A 15,627-nucleotide genomic window follows, 5' to 3' on the forward strand; every position below is an offset into this window, starting at 1 on the left:
GCTCCACACCACAAGAAGCCTCACTCCTCCCCGGTCCGCGCCGGGTGCCCCGTCACACGCCACCCGGGGCACCCGGCGCGGCGTTTCTCCCGCCGCGCGCGCCGCTCCAGCGATGCGACCGGCGCCTTTGGACAGCCGCCTCCCCGCCGGCCGCGTGACAGGATCGGGGCATGCTTCAGCGGTACGACGAGCGCAACGCCGACCTCCGGTACTGGGTGAACGGCGTCCTGCGGCACCGGGACGAACCGGGGATCTCCCCGTTCGACTCGGCGGTGCAGGGTGGCGACGCGGTCTGGGAGGGGCTACGCCTGTACGACGGGCGGATCTTCGGGCTCGGCGCGCACCTGGCGCGGCTGCGCCGCTCCGCGCTGGCGCTGGGCTTCGAGGCGATCCCGTCGGACGGGGAGATCACCGCGGCGGTGACCGAAACGCTGCGGGCGAACGGGATGCGGGACGCCGTACACGTCCGGCTCACGCTCACCCGCGGGGTCAAGGTGACCAGCGGCATGGACCCGCGGCTGAACCGGTCCGGCTGCACCCTGATCGTGCTGGCCGAGCACAAGGCACCGGTCTACGACACCGGCGGCCTGCGCCTGGTCACCGCCAGCGTGCGCCGGCCCGGCCCGGACGTGCTCGACCCGAAGATCCACCACGCCAACCTGCTGAACTCGATCCTCGCCAAGATCGAGGCGAACGCGGCGGGCGCGGACGACGCGCTGATGCTGGACGGGCGCGGGTTCGTGGCGGAGACCAACGCCACCCACCTGTTCGCGGTCGTCGGCGGCAGGTTGGTGACGCCGCTCGCGGTGGCCTGCCCGGAGGGCATCACCCGCGCCACGGTGCTGGACCTGGCCGGCGCCGACGGCATCCCGGCCGAGGCCCGGGACGTGAGCCTGACCGAGTTCTACGCCGCCGACGAGGCGTTCTGCACCGGCACGATGGGCGAGATCGCCGGGGTGACCGCCATCGACGGCCGCCCGATCGGCACGGGCAGGGTCGGCCCGGTCACCACCCGGATCGCCGACCGGTACGTGACGCACGCGCGGGCCAACGGGACGCCGGTCATCTGATCCGGTGCCCGGCCAGTTCGGCGTAGTAGGGCTCGGCCCGGGCGACCAGGTCGCGCAGCCGCTCGGGGACCTCGGGCACGGCGGGTGCGTACGGGGCGAAGCCGGTCGACGCCTCGACCGCGGCGTACCAGTGCGGCGCCCACACGCCGTCGGTCTCCCGACGCCCCGGCGGCCAGCGCAGCATCGCCGGGTCGAACGCCAGGCCGAGGCCCGCGCAGAGGCGGTCCAGCACGCCGGGCGGGTCGCGCAGCAGGTCGGCGGCGTCGACCACCGGTCCCCCGTACGCCCGGAACAGCTCGACCTGCTGCGGGTAGCCGAGGTCGTCCAACGTCGGCTCGCCGCGCACCCGCGCGTACGACGCGACCACCTGCGCCGGTTCCCGGATCAGGTACGCGTGGCGCAGGCCGCCGAGCCACTCCCGGCCGACCGCGGGCAGCAGGTGGTGGGCCATGTGCTTCTGGTAGTGCACGCGCACGCCGGACGGGAGCGGCCCGGTCAGCGCCGCCGCGACCGCCGGCCACCCCGTGGGCTGGCTGGCCAGGATCTCCTCCCGCCCCGGGTGCGCCAACCCGGTGGCGTTCAGGTAGTACGCGTACAACGGCTCGTCCGCGACGAGCGTGTCCCGGCGGGCGCCGAAGCTGCGCATGAGGGCGGTCGAGACGTTACGCGGGCCCGACCACATGGCCACCCGGACAATCACCGGATCAACATATCCCGTAGGTGTGCTTTGACCCCGTCGTGCCGCTACTCTTCAGAAAACGTCGGACGGTGGGGAAGGACCACGATGGATCGGCCGGACTGGGCGCCGGAGGGCATCGACCTGACCAGACCGAGCGTGGCCCGCGCGTACGACTACTGGCTGGGCGGCTCGCACAACTTCGCGATCGACCGGGACTGGGCCCGCCAGGTTCTGGCCGCCGTGCCGGACCTGCGGCTGATGGCCCAGGCCAACCGCGCGTTCCTGCACCGGGCGGTGCGGTTCATGGTGGACCAGGGGGTGCGCCAGTTCCTCGACATCGGCTCCGGCATCCCCACGGTCGGCAACGTGCACGAGATCGCGCAGCGGGCGGCGCCCGGCTCCCGGGTGGTCTATGTGGACATCGACCCGGTCGCGGTCGCGCACAGCGAGCAGATCCTCAAGGGCGAACCCGGCGCGGCCGTCATCATGGCGGACCTGCGCCAGCCCTCGGCCGTCCTGACCCACCGCGCCACCCGGGCGCTGCTGGACTTCGACCGGCCCGTCGGGCTGCTGCTCTGCTCGGTGCTGCACGCGATCCCCGACGCGGACGATCCGTACGGGATGGTCCGCGAACTGGTCAAGCCACTGCCGCCGGGCAGCTACGTGGCGATCAGCCACGGCACCCTCGACGACCTGGTCGAGGAGGCCGACGAGATGACCGAACTGGCCGGCCGCACCACCACCCCGATCACCGGCCGGCCCCGGGCCGAGGTGGAGCGCTTCTTCGCCGGCCTGGAGCTGGTGGAGCCCGGGCTGGTCTGGTCGGTGCTGTGGCGGCCGGAGGAGCCGGACGAGACGTTCGAGCGCCCGGGGCGCAGCGGCTTCTACGCCGGCGTGGCGAGGGTTCCCGGGTGAGCGGGCTGCCCGGCTTCGTCGCCGCGTGGGGCCGGGCCCTGCGGGCGGTGGCGTACGCGCCGCTGACCCCGCCGGAGCGCACCACGCTCCTCGCCGGGCTGGCCGAACGCCTCGCCGGCGCGCTTGCCGCGCCCGCCTTCGACCCCGCCGCCGGGTACTGGGTGGGCACCGACCTGGTCGCCGCCGGGTACGCCGCCCCGGAGGCCCTCGGCCGCACCCTCACCGTCCTGCGTACCCGGCTGCCCGGGGCCCTCGGCGGCGAGGTTCCGCAGGAGCGGGTCACGGCGCTGGTGGAGAGCCTCGCGGCGGGCTTCGCCGCGGCCGTGCACGAGCGCAGCCTCGACGCGCAGGAGTCGATCCGGCTGGCGGCGCTGACCGCCCGGGACCGGGCCGAGCGGAAGCTGCGCGAGAGCGAGGCCCGGATCCGGCACCTGGTCACCCACGACCCGCTCACCGGGCTGCCGAACCGGGCCGCGCTCGCCGGGCTGCTCGCCGCCGCCGGCGACCGGGTGGGGCTGTGCTGCATCGACCTCGACCGGTTCGCCGGGGTCAACGACAGCCTCGGCCCGGGCGTCGGGGACCGCCTGCTGGGCGCCGCCGCCGACCGGCTCCGCGCCCTGGTGGCCGCCGGCGGCCACCGGCTCCTGCGGCTGGACGGCGACCAGTTCGCGATCCTGCTCGCCGACACGGCCGGCAGTGAGGACGCCATCAAGATGGCGGACCGGGCGCTGGCCGTGCTCGCCGAACCGTTCCACGTGGACGGCACCGAGGTTCCGCTGACCGCCAGCGCCGGCGTGGTCGAGCGCCCGGCCGGCGGCGAGCCCGCCGAACTGATCCGCGCCGCGCACATCGCGCTGCACTGGGCCAAGGCCGACGGCCGGGGCTGCTGGCGACTGTTCGACGACGCCCGCAGCACCGCCGACGCCGCCCGGTACCGGCTCTCCGCCGCCATCCCGGCGGGGCTGCGCCGCGGCGAGTTCACCCTGGACTACCAGCCGCTGGTCGCCCTCACCGGCGGCGCGGCCCGCGTGACCGGCGCCGAGGCGCTGGCCCGGTGGCGGCACCCGGTCGAGGGCCGGCTCGGCGCCGACCGGTTCATCGGCCTGGCCCAGGACGCGGGCCTCATCGTCCCGCTCGGCGACCACCTGCTCGAACTGGCCTGTCAGCAGGCTGCCGGCTGGCGCACCCCGGACGGCACCGACCCGCCCCACGTCAACGTCAACCTGGCCGCGCCGCAGGTGTACCGCGCCGGCCTCGCCGGGCTGGTCGCCCAGATCCTCGACCGCACCGGCCTGCCGCCGCACCGGCTGCACCTGGAGATCACCGAGTACGCGCTGATCGAACCCACCCGCGAGGTGCTCGCCAACCTCCGCGCGCTCGGCGCGCTGGGGGTCCGCGTGGTCGTCGACGACTTCGGCACCGGGTACTCCAACCTCGCCTGCCTGCGCACCCTCCCGCTGCACGGCATCAAGCTCGCCGCCGCGCTGGTCGGCCCGCCCGCGGCGGCGGCCTCCGACCGCGCCTTCCTGGCCACCGTCGTCGCGCTCGGCCACACCCTCGGCCTCACCGTCACCGCCGAGGGCATCGAGACCGCCGAACAGGCCGAGCGGATGCGTGAGGCCGGCTGCGACGTCGGCCAGGGCTACTACTTCGGCCGGCCGCTCTCCTCCGACCGGATCGCCCGCCGCATCGCCGCTCCCCTCCCTCGCCGATCTTGGACTGATGATGCCGGGAGCACGGCTGAATCCGCGCTGTGATAGCCACCTCGGCTTTCGGACTTTTGGCCGACGGACATCGCAGGCCCTTCACCGCCGCCCCAAGGGCAGCCCCTGGGGGCGAGATCTTGGTAAGAAACGCCGCTTTTCTGGCCAGATCGGTACCAAGATCTCCCACCCGCGGCCGCCGCAACTCCAAGATCGGCGGGGCGTCCGCCACCCCCACCCTGGCGTATGGTCGTCGCGTGATCGACGCCGCCCCCTTCGCCCGTGGCCGCGACGCCGACGTCTTCGCACTGCCCGGCGGGCGGGTGCTGCGCCGGTACCGCGACGGCGGGGACACCGCGCCGGAGGCCGAGGTCATGCGGTACGTGGCCGGGCTCGGCTTCCCCGCGCCGCGGGTGTACGAGGCGGGCGGGCCGGACCTCGTCATGGAGCGGGTGGAGGGGCCGACGATGCTGGGCGCGCTCGCCGGCGGCCTGGACCTGGACGAGGCCGGAGCGATCCTGGCCCGGCTGGCGGCCGACCTGCACGCGCTGCCGCCGATGCCCGGCTTCCCGCCCGGCGCCCGGATCCTGCACCTGGACCTGCACCCGGAGAACGTGCTGCTCACCGCCGACGGCCCGGTCCTGATCGACTGGCGGAACGCGGCGCCGGGGTCCCCGGGGCTGGACCTGGCGCTGTCCGCGCTGATCCTGGCCGAGGTGGCGACCGGCAGCATCGAGGTGCCCGCGGCACCGGCGGACCTGCCCCGGGCCGCGCGCGCGGTGCTCGCCGCGTTCCTCGCCGCGGCCGGTGGCGACCCGCTGGGCGGCCTGGCGACGGCGGTCGAGATGCGGCGCGACAACCCGACGCTGTCGGCGGCCGAGAAGGCCGGGCTGGACGGGGCCGCATCCCTCGTGCGGTCGCTCATCGCCACCTGAGCACGCCCGGCACCCGCCCGGCGCCGGGCGGCGCGTAAGTCGGACCAGAGCCGCCGGAACGGCGCCGGGCGGAGGTTGGCTCGAAAACCGCGAGCCAGAGCCGCCCGGAACAGCGCCGGCGGAGGTTGGCTCGAAAGCCGGGCCGGAGCACGCCCGGCGCGCGCCCAGTGCTGGCCGACGCGTAAGCCGGGTCTGAGCGCGCCCGGCACCGGTCGGCGCGGATTAAGCCGGCGCCGCCGCGGTATGGGCCCCGGCGTGCGAGAACCCACGACCACGGTCACGGTGAACGGCGCCCGGCTGGTGGCGAACCTGGACGCGCGGGTCACCCTGCTCGACGCGCTGCGGGACCGGTTCGGCCTCACCGGTACCAAGAAGGGTTGCGACCAGGGCACCTGCGGCTCCTGCACGGTACTGGTGGACGGGCGGCGGGTGCTGTCCTGCCTGACCCTGTTCGCCCAGTGTGACGGGCGGCAGGTGACCACGATCGAGGGGCTGGCGGACCACCCGCTGCGGGCGGCGTTCATCAAGCACGACGCGTTCCAGTGCGGGTACTGCACGCCGGGGCAGATCGTCTCCGCGGCGGCGCTGATCCGGGAGGGTCGCGCCGGGCGGGACGAGGACATCCGCGAGTACATGAGCGGGAACCTGTGCCGGTGCGGGGCGTACCCGCGCATCCTGGCCGCGATCCGGGAGGTCGCCTCGGGTGCGCACGCTTGAGTACGTGCGGGTCGGCGAGCCGGCGCAGGCGGTCGCGGAGCTGGCCGCCGACCCGGCGGCGGCGTTCCTGGCCGGGGGCACCACCCAGCTCGACCTGATGAAGATCGGCACCGTGACCGCGCGCCGGCTGGTGGACATCACCCGGCTGCCGCTGCGCGACGTGACGTTCGACGGCGGCGACCTGCGGGTCGGCGCGCTGGTGACGATGGAGCGGCTGGCCCGGGAGCCGGTCGTGGCGCAGCGGCTGCCGGTGCTGCGGGATGCGCTGCTGGCGGGGGCGTCCGTGCAGTTGCGCAACGCGGCCACGATCGGCGGGAACCTGCTCCAGCGCACCCGCTGCCCGTACTTCCGGGACGTGGCCACCGCGTGCAACAAGCGCGACCCGGGTGCCGGCTGCGCCGCCCTGGAGGGAGTGCACCGCAACCACGCCATTCTCGGTACCAGCCCGCACTGCATCGCCACCCACCCGTCGGACCTGGCGGTGGCGCTGGTGGCGCTGGACGCCGTGGTGCGGCTCCTCGGGCCGGACGGACCGCGCACGGTGCCGCTGACCGGGTTCTACCTCCCGCCGGACGACACGCCCCGGCTGGAGACCGTGCTCCGGCACGGCGACCTGGTTACGGGGGTGGACATCCCGCTGCCCGCCCAAGGCACCCGCTCCGGGTACCTGAAGGTGCGCGACCGCGCCTCGTACGACTTCGCGCTGGCCTCGGCGGCGGTCGTGGCCGACCCTGGCCGTACCCGGGTGGCGCTGGGCGGCGTGGCGACGGTGCCGTGGCGGGCGCGCCGGGCCGAGGCGGTGCTGCGGGAGGCGCCGGAGGCGTTCGTGGCGGCGGCCGGCGCGGAACTCGCGGACGCCGAGCCGCGCCGGGACAACGGGTACAAGGTGGAATTGGCCCGGCGCACCCTGATCCGCGCACTGAGCACCTGGGCGGCACCGTGAGCGCGAGGAGCGCCCGGAGCACGCCGGGCCGCAGGACCGGCGACCGCGCAGGAAGCACCACAGTCGCGAACGAAAGGCAGACACCGTGAGCGCGAGGAGCGCCCGGAGCACGCCGGGCCGCAGGACCGGCGACCGCGCAGGAAGCACCACAGTCGCGAACGAAAGGCAGACACCGTGAGCGCGAGGAGCGCCCGGAGCACGCCGGGCCGCAGGACCGGCGACCGCGCAGGAAGCACCACAGTCGCGAACGAAAGGCAGGTACCGTGACCCGCACCCTGGCGCCCCTGGTCGGCGCCGCCCTGGATCGGGTCGACGGGGCCCGGAAGGTGGCCGGCGCCGCGCCGTACCCGAACGACGTGCGCTACCCGGACCTGGCGTACGCGGCGCTGGTGCGGGCCACGATTTCGGCGGGGCGGGTGTCCGGGATCGAGACCGAGGGCGCGGAGGGCGCGCCGGGGGTGCTCACGGTCATCACTCACCTGACGGCGCCGCGGCTGTCGAGGGGGCCGGCGACGTCGATCGGTCCGCAGCCGACCCCGCCGTTGCAGGGTGACCGCGTCGATTACGACGGGCAGTATCTGGCGGTCGTGGTGGCCGGGACGCGGGAGCAGGCGGTCGCCGCGGCGGACCTGGTGGAGGTCCGGTACGAGGTCGACGAGCCGGTGCTGCGGACCGAGGACCCGCGCGCGGAGCGCGAGGAGAACCCGTGGCACTTCGACACGACCCGAGGCGACCCGGCCGGCGCGCTGCGCACCGCCGAGGTGCGGGTGGACTCCACCTACACCACTCCCCACCTCACCAACAATCCGCTCGGCCCGTTCACGACGGTGGCCCGGTGGGACGGTGACGACCTCACCGTCCACGACAGCACCCAGCACACGGCGAACACCCGGTCGGCGCTGGCCGGCGTGTTCGGCATCCCCGAGGAGCGGGTGCGGGTGCTGGCCCCGTTCGTCGGTGGCGGCTTCGGGGCCGGGCTGCGTTCGTGGCCCCACGTGACGGTCGCCGCGATGGCCGCCCGGGTGGTGGGCCGGCCGGTCGCGCTGGAGCTGACCCGGCCGGAGATGTTCACCGGTACCGGCGGGCGGCCGTCGACGGTGCAGCGGATCCGCCTGGGGTCGACTGTGGACGGGCGACTGGTGGCGATCGACCACCATGCCGAGTACCCGGCCGCCATGGACGACGCCGTGCGGTACCGGGTGACGCCGCGCGGCGCCGGCGCCTACGCCTGCCCGAACTTCGCGGCGCGGGACGTGCAGGTCCGGCTGAACGTCCCGCCGACCGGGCACATGCGCGCACCCGGGACGGCCGAGGGCCTGTTCGCGCTGGAGTGCGCCCTGGACGAGTTGGCCTTCCGACTCGACATCGACCCGGTCGACCTGCGCCTGCGCAACGTCGCCGAGGTGGACCCGGAGAACGGGCGGCCGTGGACCACCACCGGGCTGCGCGAGTGCTACCGGGTGGGCGCCGAGCGCTTCGGCTGGTACGGGCGTTCCCCCGCGCCGTGCTCGATGCGGGACGGGCACCGCATGGTCGGGTACGGGATGGCCGGGGTGACGTTCGGCTGGACGATGATGCCCTGCCGGGCGGCGGCGACGCTGCACCCGGACGGCACGGCCACGATCGCCACGTCGGCGACGGACATCGGCACCGGCACGTACACGATCCTGACCCAGCTCGCCGCCGACCTGCTCGATCTGCCCCCCGACTGGGTGCGGGTGGAGCTGGGCGACACCCGGCTGCCCAAGGCGCCCGCGGCGGGCGGCTCGGGGCTGACCGCCGCCGTAACCAACGCCGTGCAGGACGCCTGCCGGAACCTGCTGGAGATCGTCCGGAACGGGCACCCGCGCGGCACCGACGTGCGGGCCGAGGGCGCCAGCGCCCCGCCCGAGCGGGAGGACGTGGCGCCCTCCGGCGCGTTCGCCGCCGTCTTCGCGGAGGTCCGCGTCGACCCCGACCTCGGCGAGCTGCGGGTGGTGCGGCTGGTCACCGCGGTCGACGGCGGCCGGATCATGAACCCGAAGCTGGCCGCGAGCCAGATCATCGGTGGCACGGTCGGCGGCCTCGGCATGGCCCTGATGGAACGCACCACGCCCGATCCGGGCAGCGGCCGGATCATGAACGCCAACCTCGGCGACTACCTGGTGCCGGTCCACGCCGACGTGCCCGACGTGGACGTGCTGTTCGTCGGCGGCCCCGACCCGCTGACCCCGATGGGGGTGAAGGGCGTGGGCGAGGTGGGGGTGGTGGGCGTCGCGCCGGCGGTCGCCAACGCGGTGCACCACGCGACCGGCCGCCGACTGCGCGCGCTGCCGCTCACCGTGGAGAATCTGCTCTAGCCTGGCGCGATGGACCACGCACCGGACCGGGTCCGCCTCCGCCAGGCCGCCGGGCGCTGGGTGCTGCTGGCCACCGTGCTCGGCTCCGCGCTGGCGTTCGTCGACGCGACCGTGGTCACGGTGGCGCTGCCGGCCATCGGCCGCCGCTTCGGCGCGGACGCCGCCGCTCTCCAGTGGACGGTGAACGGGTACGCGTTGAGCCTGGCCGCGCTGATCCTGCTCGGCGGCTCGCTGGGCGACCGGTACGGCCGGCGGCGGGTCTTCACGATCGGCATGGCGTGGTTCGCCCTCGCCTCGCTGCTGTGCGGGGTGGCGCCCAGCGTCGAGGTGCTGATCGGCGCCCGCGTCCTGCAGGGGGTCGGCGGGGCGCTGCTCACCCCGGGTGCGCTGGCGATCCTGCAGGCCGTGTTCGTCCCGGCGGACCGGGGGCGGGCGATCGGCGCCTGGTCCGGCCTCGGCGGCATCGCCGGCGCGGTCGGCCCGTTCCTCGGCGGCTGGCTGGTGCAGGCGGCGTCCTGGCGGCTGGTGTTCCTGATCAACGTGCCGCTCGCCGCGGTGGCGATCGCGGTCGCGCTGCGGCACGTGCCCGAGTCCCGCGACCCGGGCGCCACGCACCGGCCGGACGCGACCGGCGCGGCGCTCGCCGCGGCCGCCCTGGGTGGGCTGGCGTACGCGTTCACGCTCTGGCCCGGGCGCGGCCCCGGCGCGGCACCGGTCCTCGCCGGGCTGGTGGTCGGTGCCGCCGCGCTGGCCGGCTTCGTGCTCGCCGAGCACCGGTCCCGGCACCCGATGCTGCCGCTGGGCCTGTTCGCGTCCCGCACGTTCACGGCGGTCAACCTGGCTACGTTCGCCCTCTACGCCGCCCTCGGCGGGGTGTTCTTCCTGGTGGTGATCCAGCTTCAGGTGGTCGCTGGCTACGCCGCGGTGGTCGCGGGCGCCGCACTGATCCCGATCACCGTGCTGATGCTGCTGCTCTCCGCGCCCGCCGGCGGGCTCGCGGGGCGGATCGGGCCGCGGCTGCCGATGACCGTGGGGCCGCTGGTCGGCGCGGTGGGGCTGGTGCTGCTCAGCCGGATCGGCGCGGGCACGGCCTACCTGACCGGAGTGCTGCCGGCAGCGGTCGTGCTCGGGCTGGGCCTGTCCGCCACGGTCGCGCCGCTGACCGCCACCGCGCTCGGCGCCGTGGACGAGCGGCACGCCGGCCTGGCCAGCGGCGTCAACAACGCGGTCGCCCGGGCCGGTGGCCTGCTCGCGGTCGCGGTGCTGCCGCTGGCGGCCGGCATCGGCACCGGCCGGCTGACCGACCCGGCCGCGCTGGCCCGCGCCTACCCGACCGCCATGCTGATCTGCGCGGGGCTGTTCGGGGCCGCCGCGGTGATCGCGGTGCTCGGCGTGCCCGGGCGCCCGGCGCGCCGACCCTCGCCGGTCCGCAGCCACTGCGCGGTGGGCGGAACCCCGCTGCACCCCGAGACCGACCGCCCGAACGGGTCCGCTTCCGTACAGTGACGGCATGGGGATGATCGCGACGGTGGGGCTGGTCCTGCACCCCAATCGCGATTCGAAGCCGGCGATCGACACGATCGTCGACTGGGCCCGGGGGCACGGCGCGACCGTGCTCGGCCTGCCCGACGAGGTCGGCCGCATCGACTGCCAGGCGGTCCCGGTGGACCAGTCCGCGCTGGTGGCCCGCGCGGACCTGCTGGTCAGCCTCGGCGGGGACGGGACGGTGCTGCGCACCATGCGGCTCGGCGCCAACACCGCCACCCCGGTCCTCGGCGTGAACCTCGGCCGGCTGGGGTTCCTGGCCGAGATCGACGCCGAGGAGCTGCCCGCGGCGCTGTCATGCATCGACGAACACCGGTACACGGTGGAGCCCCGGATGGCGGTCACCAGCACCCTGCCGGACGGCTCGCCGGTCACCGCCTTCAACGACATCGCGATGGTCCGGGTACCCGGGGACGGCCTGGCCGCGATCGAGGTCTCCGTCAACGGCCAGCCGTTCATCCGGTACGCGGCGGACGCGGTCATCGTCGCCACGTCGACCGGGTCCACCGCGTACAGCTTCTCCGCGGGCGGCCCGATCGTCTCCCCCACCGTGGAGGCGGTGCTGGTCGTGCCGGCCTCGGCGCACTCGGCGTTCAACCGGGCGCTGGTGCTCTCCGCCGACGAGCAGGTCACCCTCGACCTGCTGCCCACCAGCGGGCAGCTCGCGGTGGAGGTCGACGGCGGGATCGGCGGCCACCTCGGCCCCGGCGACCGGATCACGGTCCGGGCGGCGCGCGCCGCGGCCCGGGTGGTGCGCCTGGGCACCACCACCTTCTACCAGCGGGCCCGGCGCAAGCTGCGGGTACCGGACAGCGCCGAAACGGACGTGTAGCGCGGCCGCTTCGCTCGACCGAGCACGGCGGGGCCGCTCAGTCCGCGGCCGACCAGGATGACCAGCGGTCCACGTCGACGGCGAGGACCGGGCCGGACGGGGGCTGGTCGCGGTACTGGGGGTAGCGGTCCGCGAGGCGGGTGACCGCGTCGGTGCCCTCGGCGGTCTCCGCGGCCAGGACCCGGGCGTCACCGTCGGCGCGGACCCACCACAGGGCGGTCCAGTCCTCGGCGTACTCGTCGACCAGCAGCGCGACCCGCGGGTTGGCGGCGACGTTGGCGAAGCGGCGCAGCTCGGTGCCGTGCTTGGGCTTGGCGTCCACGGCGCTGTAGATGGTGCCGCCGGCGATGGCGAACACCAGGGGTACCAGGTGGGGGCGGCCGTCTGCGCCGGCGGTGGCCAGGCGGGCCACCCGGGCGGCCGCGAAGCGCCGGCGGGCCTCGTCGAGGGTCATGGGCTGCGCGGTACCCCGTTAGGATCTTCGCATGCGCATCCTGCGCGGCTGCCCGAGCGGTCGGACGAGGACGCGGCCCGGCTGCCGCCGGAGCGCGGCACCGAGGAGGTCACCGACGCCACCTACGGCCCGCTGAAGGTGGCCTGCGAGGACGACGTGCTGGTCCGGTACGGCGAGCGGGGGACGATCGTGCGTCCCGGCGTGGTGGCGGGGCCGCACGACCCGACGGACCGGTTCACCCGGTGGGTGCGCCGGGCGGCGCGGGGCGGCCGGGTGGCGCTGCCCGGCCGGCCGGAGCAGCCCGTACAGGTGGTGGACTCGCGGGATCTGGCCCGGCTGGTCACCACGCTGCTGGCCGCCGACCGGCCGGGCGTCTACAACGCCGTCGGCCCGGCGGAGCCGACGACGATGGCCGGGCTGATCGAGGCGTGCGCCGCCGCGGCCGGCACCGGGGTCGAGATGGTGCCGGTGGAGCCGGAACGGGTGCCCGGCCGGCTCCCCCTGATCGTGCCGTCGGCGTGGGAGCCGATGTTCCGGCGCGGCGCCGGCCGGGCCCGGGCCGCGGGGATGCCCGCCACGCCGCTGGTCGAGACCGCCGCCGCCACCCTGGTTTGGGACCGTGGGCGTGGTGCGCCGCCGCTGGCGCGGGATCTGGACCAGCAGAGGAGGCCGGGCTGGTCGGCTGAGGTCCCGCACCGGGCGGATGATCTCGCCACGGTCCCGTTGGCCGGCACCCGTCGGCCGCCTACGCACTGTCAGGAACGGGAACCGCTCAGCTACGCTCGTCAACGGCCGATCCGCTGATCATTGAGTGCGCGCAGCGCGGGACGTGGGGCCGTCGATGACCGGTACTGGGATGCGCGAACGCCGCCGGGCGGGTTCGCGGTGACGGGCTACGCGGAGGCGTCCCGGCTGGTCGCCGGCGACCGGCGGGCCGAGAAGGCGCTGGAAGCCGAGCTGACCGACCTGATCGCGGACACCTACACGCGCCATGACGGGCTGCTGGAGCGGGCCGACGCGCTCGCCGCGCGGGCCGCCGCGGCGGGCTCCGGGCGCTACGTGGCGCTCGCCGAGCTGGCCCGCGCCGATGTCTACAACCGCACCGGCCGGGCGCCCGAGGGCGCCGGCATCGCCCAGCGCCGGCTGGAGTCCACCGCCGACACCGTGGTGGCCGCCCGCGCGCACGCGATCATTTCCGGCGGGCTGTGGCGGCTGGGCGAGATCAGCGAGTCCGCCAGCCACGCCGAGAAGGCGTTCCGGCTGCTGACCGAGGAGGATCCGCTCTGCCTGCGGGTCGACCACGCGATGGTGCTGGCCGCGCAGATCTACGGGTACCGGATCGGCGGCCGGTCGGTGGCCGCGTTCCGGTACGCGCAGGAGCTGGCCGACCGGCTGGGCCGGCCCAGCATGCGGATCGTCAACCTGAACAACTGGGCCTGGGTGCAGTACGAGCGCGGCGATCTGGCCGGCGCGGTCGAGCTGGTGACCCGGATGCGCCGGCTGGCCGAGCACACCGGGCACCGGCTCACGGCGTCCTGTGTGGACACACTGGCCCGGGTGCTGCTGGAGTCGGGCGACCCGGGGCAGGCCACCGAGGTCATCAAGGCCGCGCTGGCCGGGTTCTCCGACGAGACCGAGCCCGACGCGATCCCGAGCTGCCTGCTCACCCTCGCCGAGATCCAGCGCCGCCGGGGCGACCTGGCCGGCGCGGTCGCGAGCCTGACCCGGTCCCGCGAGATGAGCGTGCGGGCCGGCATGGCGGAGAGCAGCGCGCGGGCCCTGCACGAGCTGGCCGCCTGCTTCGCCGCGACCGGGGACTACCGTTCGGCGTACGAGCACATGGTGGCGTTCCACGGCGAGTGGACGCGGCTGCGCTCGGAGCAGAGCGAGGCCGCCGCCTCCGTGGTCCAGGCGGTGTTCGACATCGAGCACGCCCGGCGGACCAGCCGGGAGTACCAGCGGCTCGCCGAGCGGGACCCGCTGACCGGGCTGTGGAACCGGCGCAAGTGCGAGCAGCACCTCAACGGGCTGCTGGGCCTGGCGCCGGCCGCCCGGGGCGCGCTCAGCGTCGCGATCCTCGACCTGGACCACTTCAAGCAGGTCAACGACCGGCATTCGCACGAGGCGGGCGACCGGGTGCTGCGCGTGGTCGGGCAGATCCTGCGCGACACCGCCGGGCCGGACGGGCGCGCGGTCCGGCTGGGCGGGGAGGAGTTCCTGCTCGTCCTGCCGCTCGGCGGGGCGGCGGCCCGGGAGCACTGCGAGCGCGTCCGCCGGACGGTCGCCGACCAGGACTGGTCCGGGGTCGGCCGGGGGCTGCGGGTCACCACCAGCGCGGGCGTCACCGAGGTGCGACCGGACGACGACTACTCGACGCTGCTGCGCCGGGCCGACCAACACCTCTACACCGCCAAGCACGGCGGCCGGGACCTGGTGGTCGGCGACTGACCGCCGGCTCAGCGGGGATTGACCGCCTCAGCGGCGACTGATCGCCGGCTCAGCGGGGCCGGTAGTCGGCGACCAGCTTGTCCATGACCGCGTCCAGGCGCTCGTCAACGACCTGCCGGGCCGGGTCCTCGTCGTACCAGGCGACGATCTCGCGCGCCCCCCGGTGGAACGGGATGGTCGCCACGTACCCGGGCACCAGGCGTTTGAGCTTGGCGTTGTCGAAGATCATCGAATGCGCCTTGTCACCGAGCAGGCCGGCGCCCCACCCCGGGTCCGCCGCGGCGATCGCGGCCGAGGGCACGTGCACGATCCGCGGCGGCACCCCGGCCGCGGCGGCGAGCGTCTCGGCGATCTGGTTCCAGGTCAGCACCTCGTCCGTGGTGATGTGGACGGCCTCGCCGATCGCCGCCGGGTGGCCGAGCAGCGGCACGAAGCCCCGGGCGAAGTCCTCGTGGTGGGTCAGCACCCACAGCGACGTGCCGTCGCCGTGCACCACGATCTCCTTGCCCCGCCGCAGCCGGGCCATCGCCGTCCAGCCGCCGTCGAACGGGACCGCCGTGCGGTCGTAGGTGTGCGACGGGCGCACGATCGTGACCGGGAAGCCGGCCGACCGGTACGCCGCCACCAGCGCGTCCTCGCAGGCGATCTTGTCGCGCGAGTAGCGCCAGTGCGGGTTGCGCAGCGGGGTCGACTCGGTGACCGGCAGCCGTGCCGGCGGCGTCTGGTACGCCGAGGCGGAGCTGATGAACACGTACTGCCCGGTACGCCCGGTGAACAGGTCGATGTCCGCCCGGACGTGCCCGGGCGTGTACGCCACCCAGTCGACCACCGCGTCGAACGTCAGGTCGCCCAGGGCGGCACGGGCCGACTCCGGCGCCCGGATGTCGCCCCGCAGCCGGGTCACCCCGGCCGGGAGCGGCCGGCGCTCCTCGTTGCCGCGGTTGAGCGTGTACAGGTCGATGCCGCGCTCGACGGCCAGGCGGGAGCAGGCCGAACTGATGATGCCGCTGCCACCGATGAACAAGACCCGCATGGGGACACCCTATC

General features: G+C 75.3%; 14 protein-coding genes. 11 read left to right on the top strand and 3 right to left on the bottom strand.

Features of this window, described 5'->3' with window-relative positions; all coding sequences use genetic code 11:
• Positions 1–170: 170 nt before the first annotated feature.
• A complete protein-coding gene (locus tag KJS59_RS02560) occupies positions 171–1,070 on the top strand; it encodes an aminotransferase class IV (protein ID WP_213450591.1) in 900 nt (299 codons plus the stop codon).
• On the opposite strand, the gene KJS59_RS02565 is transcribed toward KJS59_RS02560, so the two are convergent.
• The gene (locus KJS59_RS02565; protein WP_213450592.1) at positions 1,063–1,770 is read right to left on the bottom strand and encodes a sulfotransferase-like domain-containing protein; all 708 of its coding nucleotides are present in this window, start codon (positions 1,768–1,770) and stop codon (positions 1,063–1,065) included. The genes KJS59_RS02560 and KJS59_RS02565 overlap by 8 nt on opposite strands.
• An 84-nt stretch (positions 1,771–1,854) precedes the next feature.
• On the opposite strand from KJS59_RS02565, the gene KJS59_RS02570 reads away from it, so the two are divergent.
• The 8 genes from KJS59_RS02570 to KJS59_RS02605 all read left to right on the top strand — a co-directional run bounded on the left by KJS59_RS02570 (position 1,855) and on the right by KJS59_RS02605 (position 11,678).
• On the top strand, positions 1,855–2,664 hold the full coding sequence (locus tag KJS59_RS02570) for an SAM-dependent methyltransferase (RefSeq protein ID WP_213450593.1): 810 nt from the start codon (positions 1,855–1,857) through the stop codon (positions 2,662–2,664).
• Complete coding sequence (locus tag KJS59_RS02575; protein WP_249713811.1) at positions 2,661–4,421, top strand: putative bifunctional diguanylate cyclase/phosphodiesterase; 1,761 nt, start codon at positions 2,661–2,663, stop codon at positions 4,419–4,421. Before KJS59_RS02570 ends, KJS59_RS02575 begins: the two co-directional genes overlap by 4 nt.
• 203 nt (positions 4,422–4,624) lie before the next feature.
• Positions 4,625–5,302, top strand: coding sequence for a phosphotransferase (locus KJS59_RS02580; protein ID WP_213450594.1), 678 nt, complete (start codon positions 4,625–4,627; stop codon positions 5,300–5,302).
• 243 nt (positions 5,303–5,545) lie between these two features.
• Positions 5,546–6,019 carry a (2Fe-2S)-binding protein gene (locus KJS59_RS02585; RefSeq protein ID WP_213450595.1) on the top strand — a complete coding sequence of 158 codons (474 nt, stop codon included), beginning with the start codon at positions 5,546–5,548 and terminating at the stop codon, positions 6,017–6,019.
• On the top strand, positions 6,006–6,962 hold the full coding sequence (locus KJS59_RS02590; RefSeq protein ID WP_249713813.1) for an FAD binding domain-containing protein: 957 nt from the start codon (positions 6,006–6,008) through the stop codon (positions 6,960–6,962). The genes KJS59_RS02585 and KJS59_RS02590 overlap by 14 nt, the downstream gene beginning before the upstream one ends.
• A 263-nt stretch (positions 6,963–7,225) precedes the next feature.
• Positions 7,226–9,301, top strand: a complete 2,076-nt coding sequence (locus KJS59_RS02595) for a xanthine dehydrogenase family protein molybdopterin-binding subunit (protein ID WP_213450596.1) — start codon at positions 7,226–7,228, stop codon at positions 9,299–9,301.
• 9 nt (positions 9,302–9,310) lie between these two features.
• Positions 9,311–10,807: an MFS transporter gene (locus KJS59_RS02600; RefSeq protein ID WP_213450597.1), complete on the top strand. Its 1,497-nt coding sequence runs from the start codon at positions 9,311–9,313 to the stop codon at positions 10,805–10,807.
• A gap of 4 nt (positions 10,808–10,811) precedes the next feature.
• A complete protein-coding gene (locus tag KJS59_RS02605) occupies positions 10,812–11,678 on the top strand; it encodes an NAD(+)/NADH kinase (protein ID WP_213450598.1) in 867 nt (288 codons plus the stop codon).
• A gap of 37 nt (positions 11,679–11,715) precedes the next feature.
• On the opposite strand, the gene KJS59_RS02610 is transcribed toward KJS59_RS02605, so the two are convergent.
• Positions 11,716–12,132: a TIGR03668 family PPOX class F420-dependent oxidoreductase gene (locus KJS59_RS02610; protein ID WP_213450599.1), complete on the bottom strand. Its 417-nt coding sequence runs from the start codon at positions 12,130–12,132 to the stop codon at positions 11,716–11,718.
• On the opposite strand from KJS59_RS02610, the gene KJS59_RS02615 reads away from it, so the two are divergent.
• Positions 12,049–12,936, top strand: a complete 888-nt coding sequence (locus KJS59_RS02615) for an NAD-dependent epimerase/dehydratase family protein (protein WP_376771110.1) — start codon at positions 12,049–12,051, stop codon at positions 12,934–12,936. The genes KJS59_RS02610 and KJS59_RS02615 overlap by 84 nt on opposite strands.
• A gap of 81 nt (positions 12,937–13,017) precedes the next feature.
• Positions 13,018–14,580, top strand: a complete 1,563-nt coding sequence (locus tag KJS59_RS02620) for a diguanylate cyclase domain-containing protein (RefSeq protein ID WP_213450601.1) — start codon at positions 13,018–13,020, stop codon at positions 14,578–14,580.
• 49 nt (positions 14,581–14,629) lie between these two features.
• On the opposite strand, the gene KJS59_RS02625 is transcribed toward KJS59_RS02620, so the two are convergent.
• Positions 14,630–15,613, bottom strand: a complete 984-nt coding sequence (locus KJS59_RS02625; protein ID WP_213450602.1) for an SDR family oxidoreductase — start codon at positions 15,611–15,613, stop codon at positions 14,630–14,632.
• Positions 15,614–15,627 lie beyond the last annotated feature (14 nt).

It is taken from the genome of Rhizomonospora bruguierae (assembly GCF_018397995.1).
In the GTDB taxonomy this organism is placed as follows: domain Bacteria; phylum Actinomycetota; class Actinomycetes; order Mycobacteriales; family Micromonosporaceae; genus Rhizomonospora; species Rhizomonospora bruguierae.

What these genes read in the sequence shown, in the direction of transcription:
- KJS59_RS02585 (WP_213450595.1), top strand. Translation starts at nt 5,546, where the DNA reads ATGGGCCCCGGCGTGCGAGAACCCACGACCACGGTCACGGTGAACGGC.
- KJS59_RS02605 (WP_213450598.1), top strand. Translation starts at nt 10,812, where the DNA reads ATGGGGATGATCGCGACGGTGGGGCTGGTCCTGCACCCCAATCGCGAT.
- KJS59_RS02600 (WP_213450597.1), top strand. Translation starts at nt 9,311, where the DNA reads ATGGACCACGCACCGGACCGGGTCCGCCTCCGCCAGGCCGCCGGGCGC.
- KJS59_RS02560 (WP_213450591.1), top strand. Translation starts at nt 171, where the DNA reads ATGCTTCAGCGGTACGACGAGCGCAACGCCGACCTCCGGTACTGGGTG.
- KJS59_RS02625 (WP_213450602.1), bottom strand. Translation starts at nt 15,613, where the DNA reads ATGCGGGTCTTGTTCATCGGTGGCAGCGGCATCATCAGTTCGGCCTGC.
- KJS59_RS02570 (WP_213450593.1), top strand. Translation starts at nt 1,855, where the DNA reads ATGGATCGGCCGGACTGGGCGCCGGAGGGCATCGACCTGACCAGACCG.
- KJS59_RS02610 (WP_213450599.1), bottom strand. Translation starts at nt 12,132, where the DNA reads ATGACCCTCGACGAGGCCCGCCGGCGCTTCGCGGCCGCCCGGGTGGCC.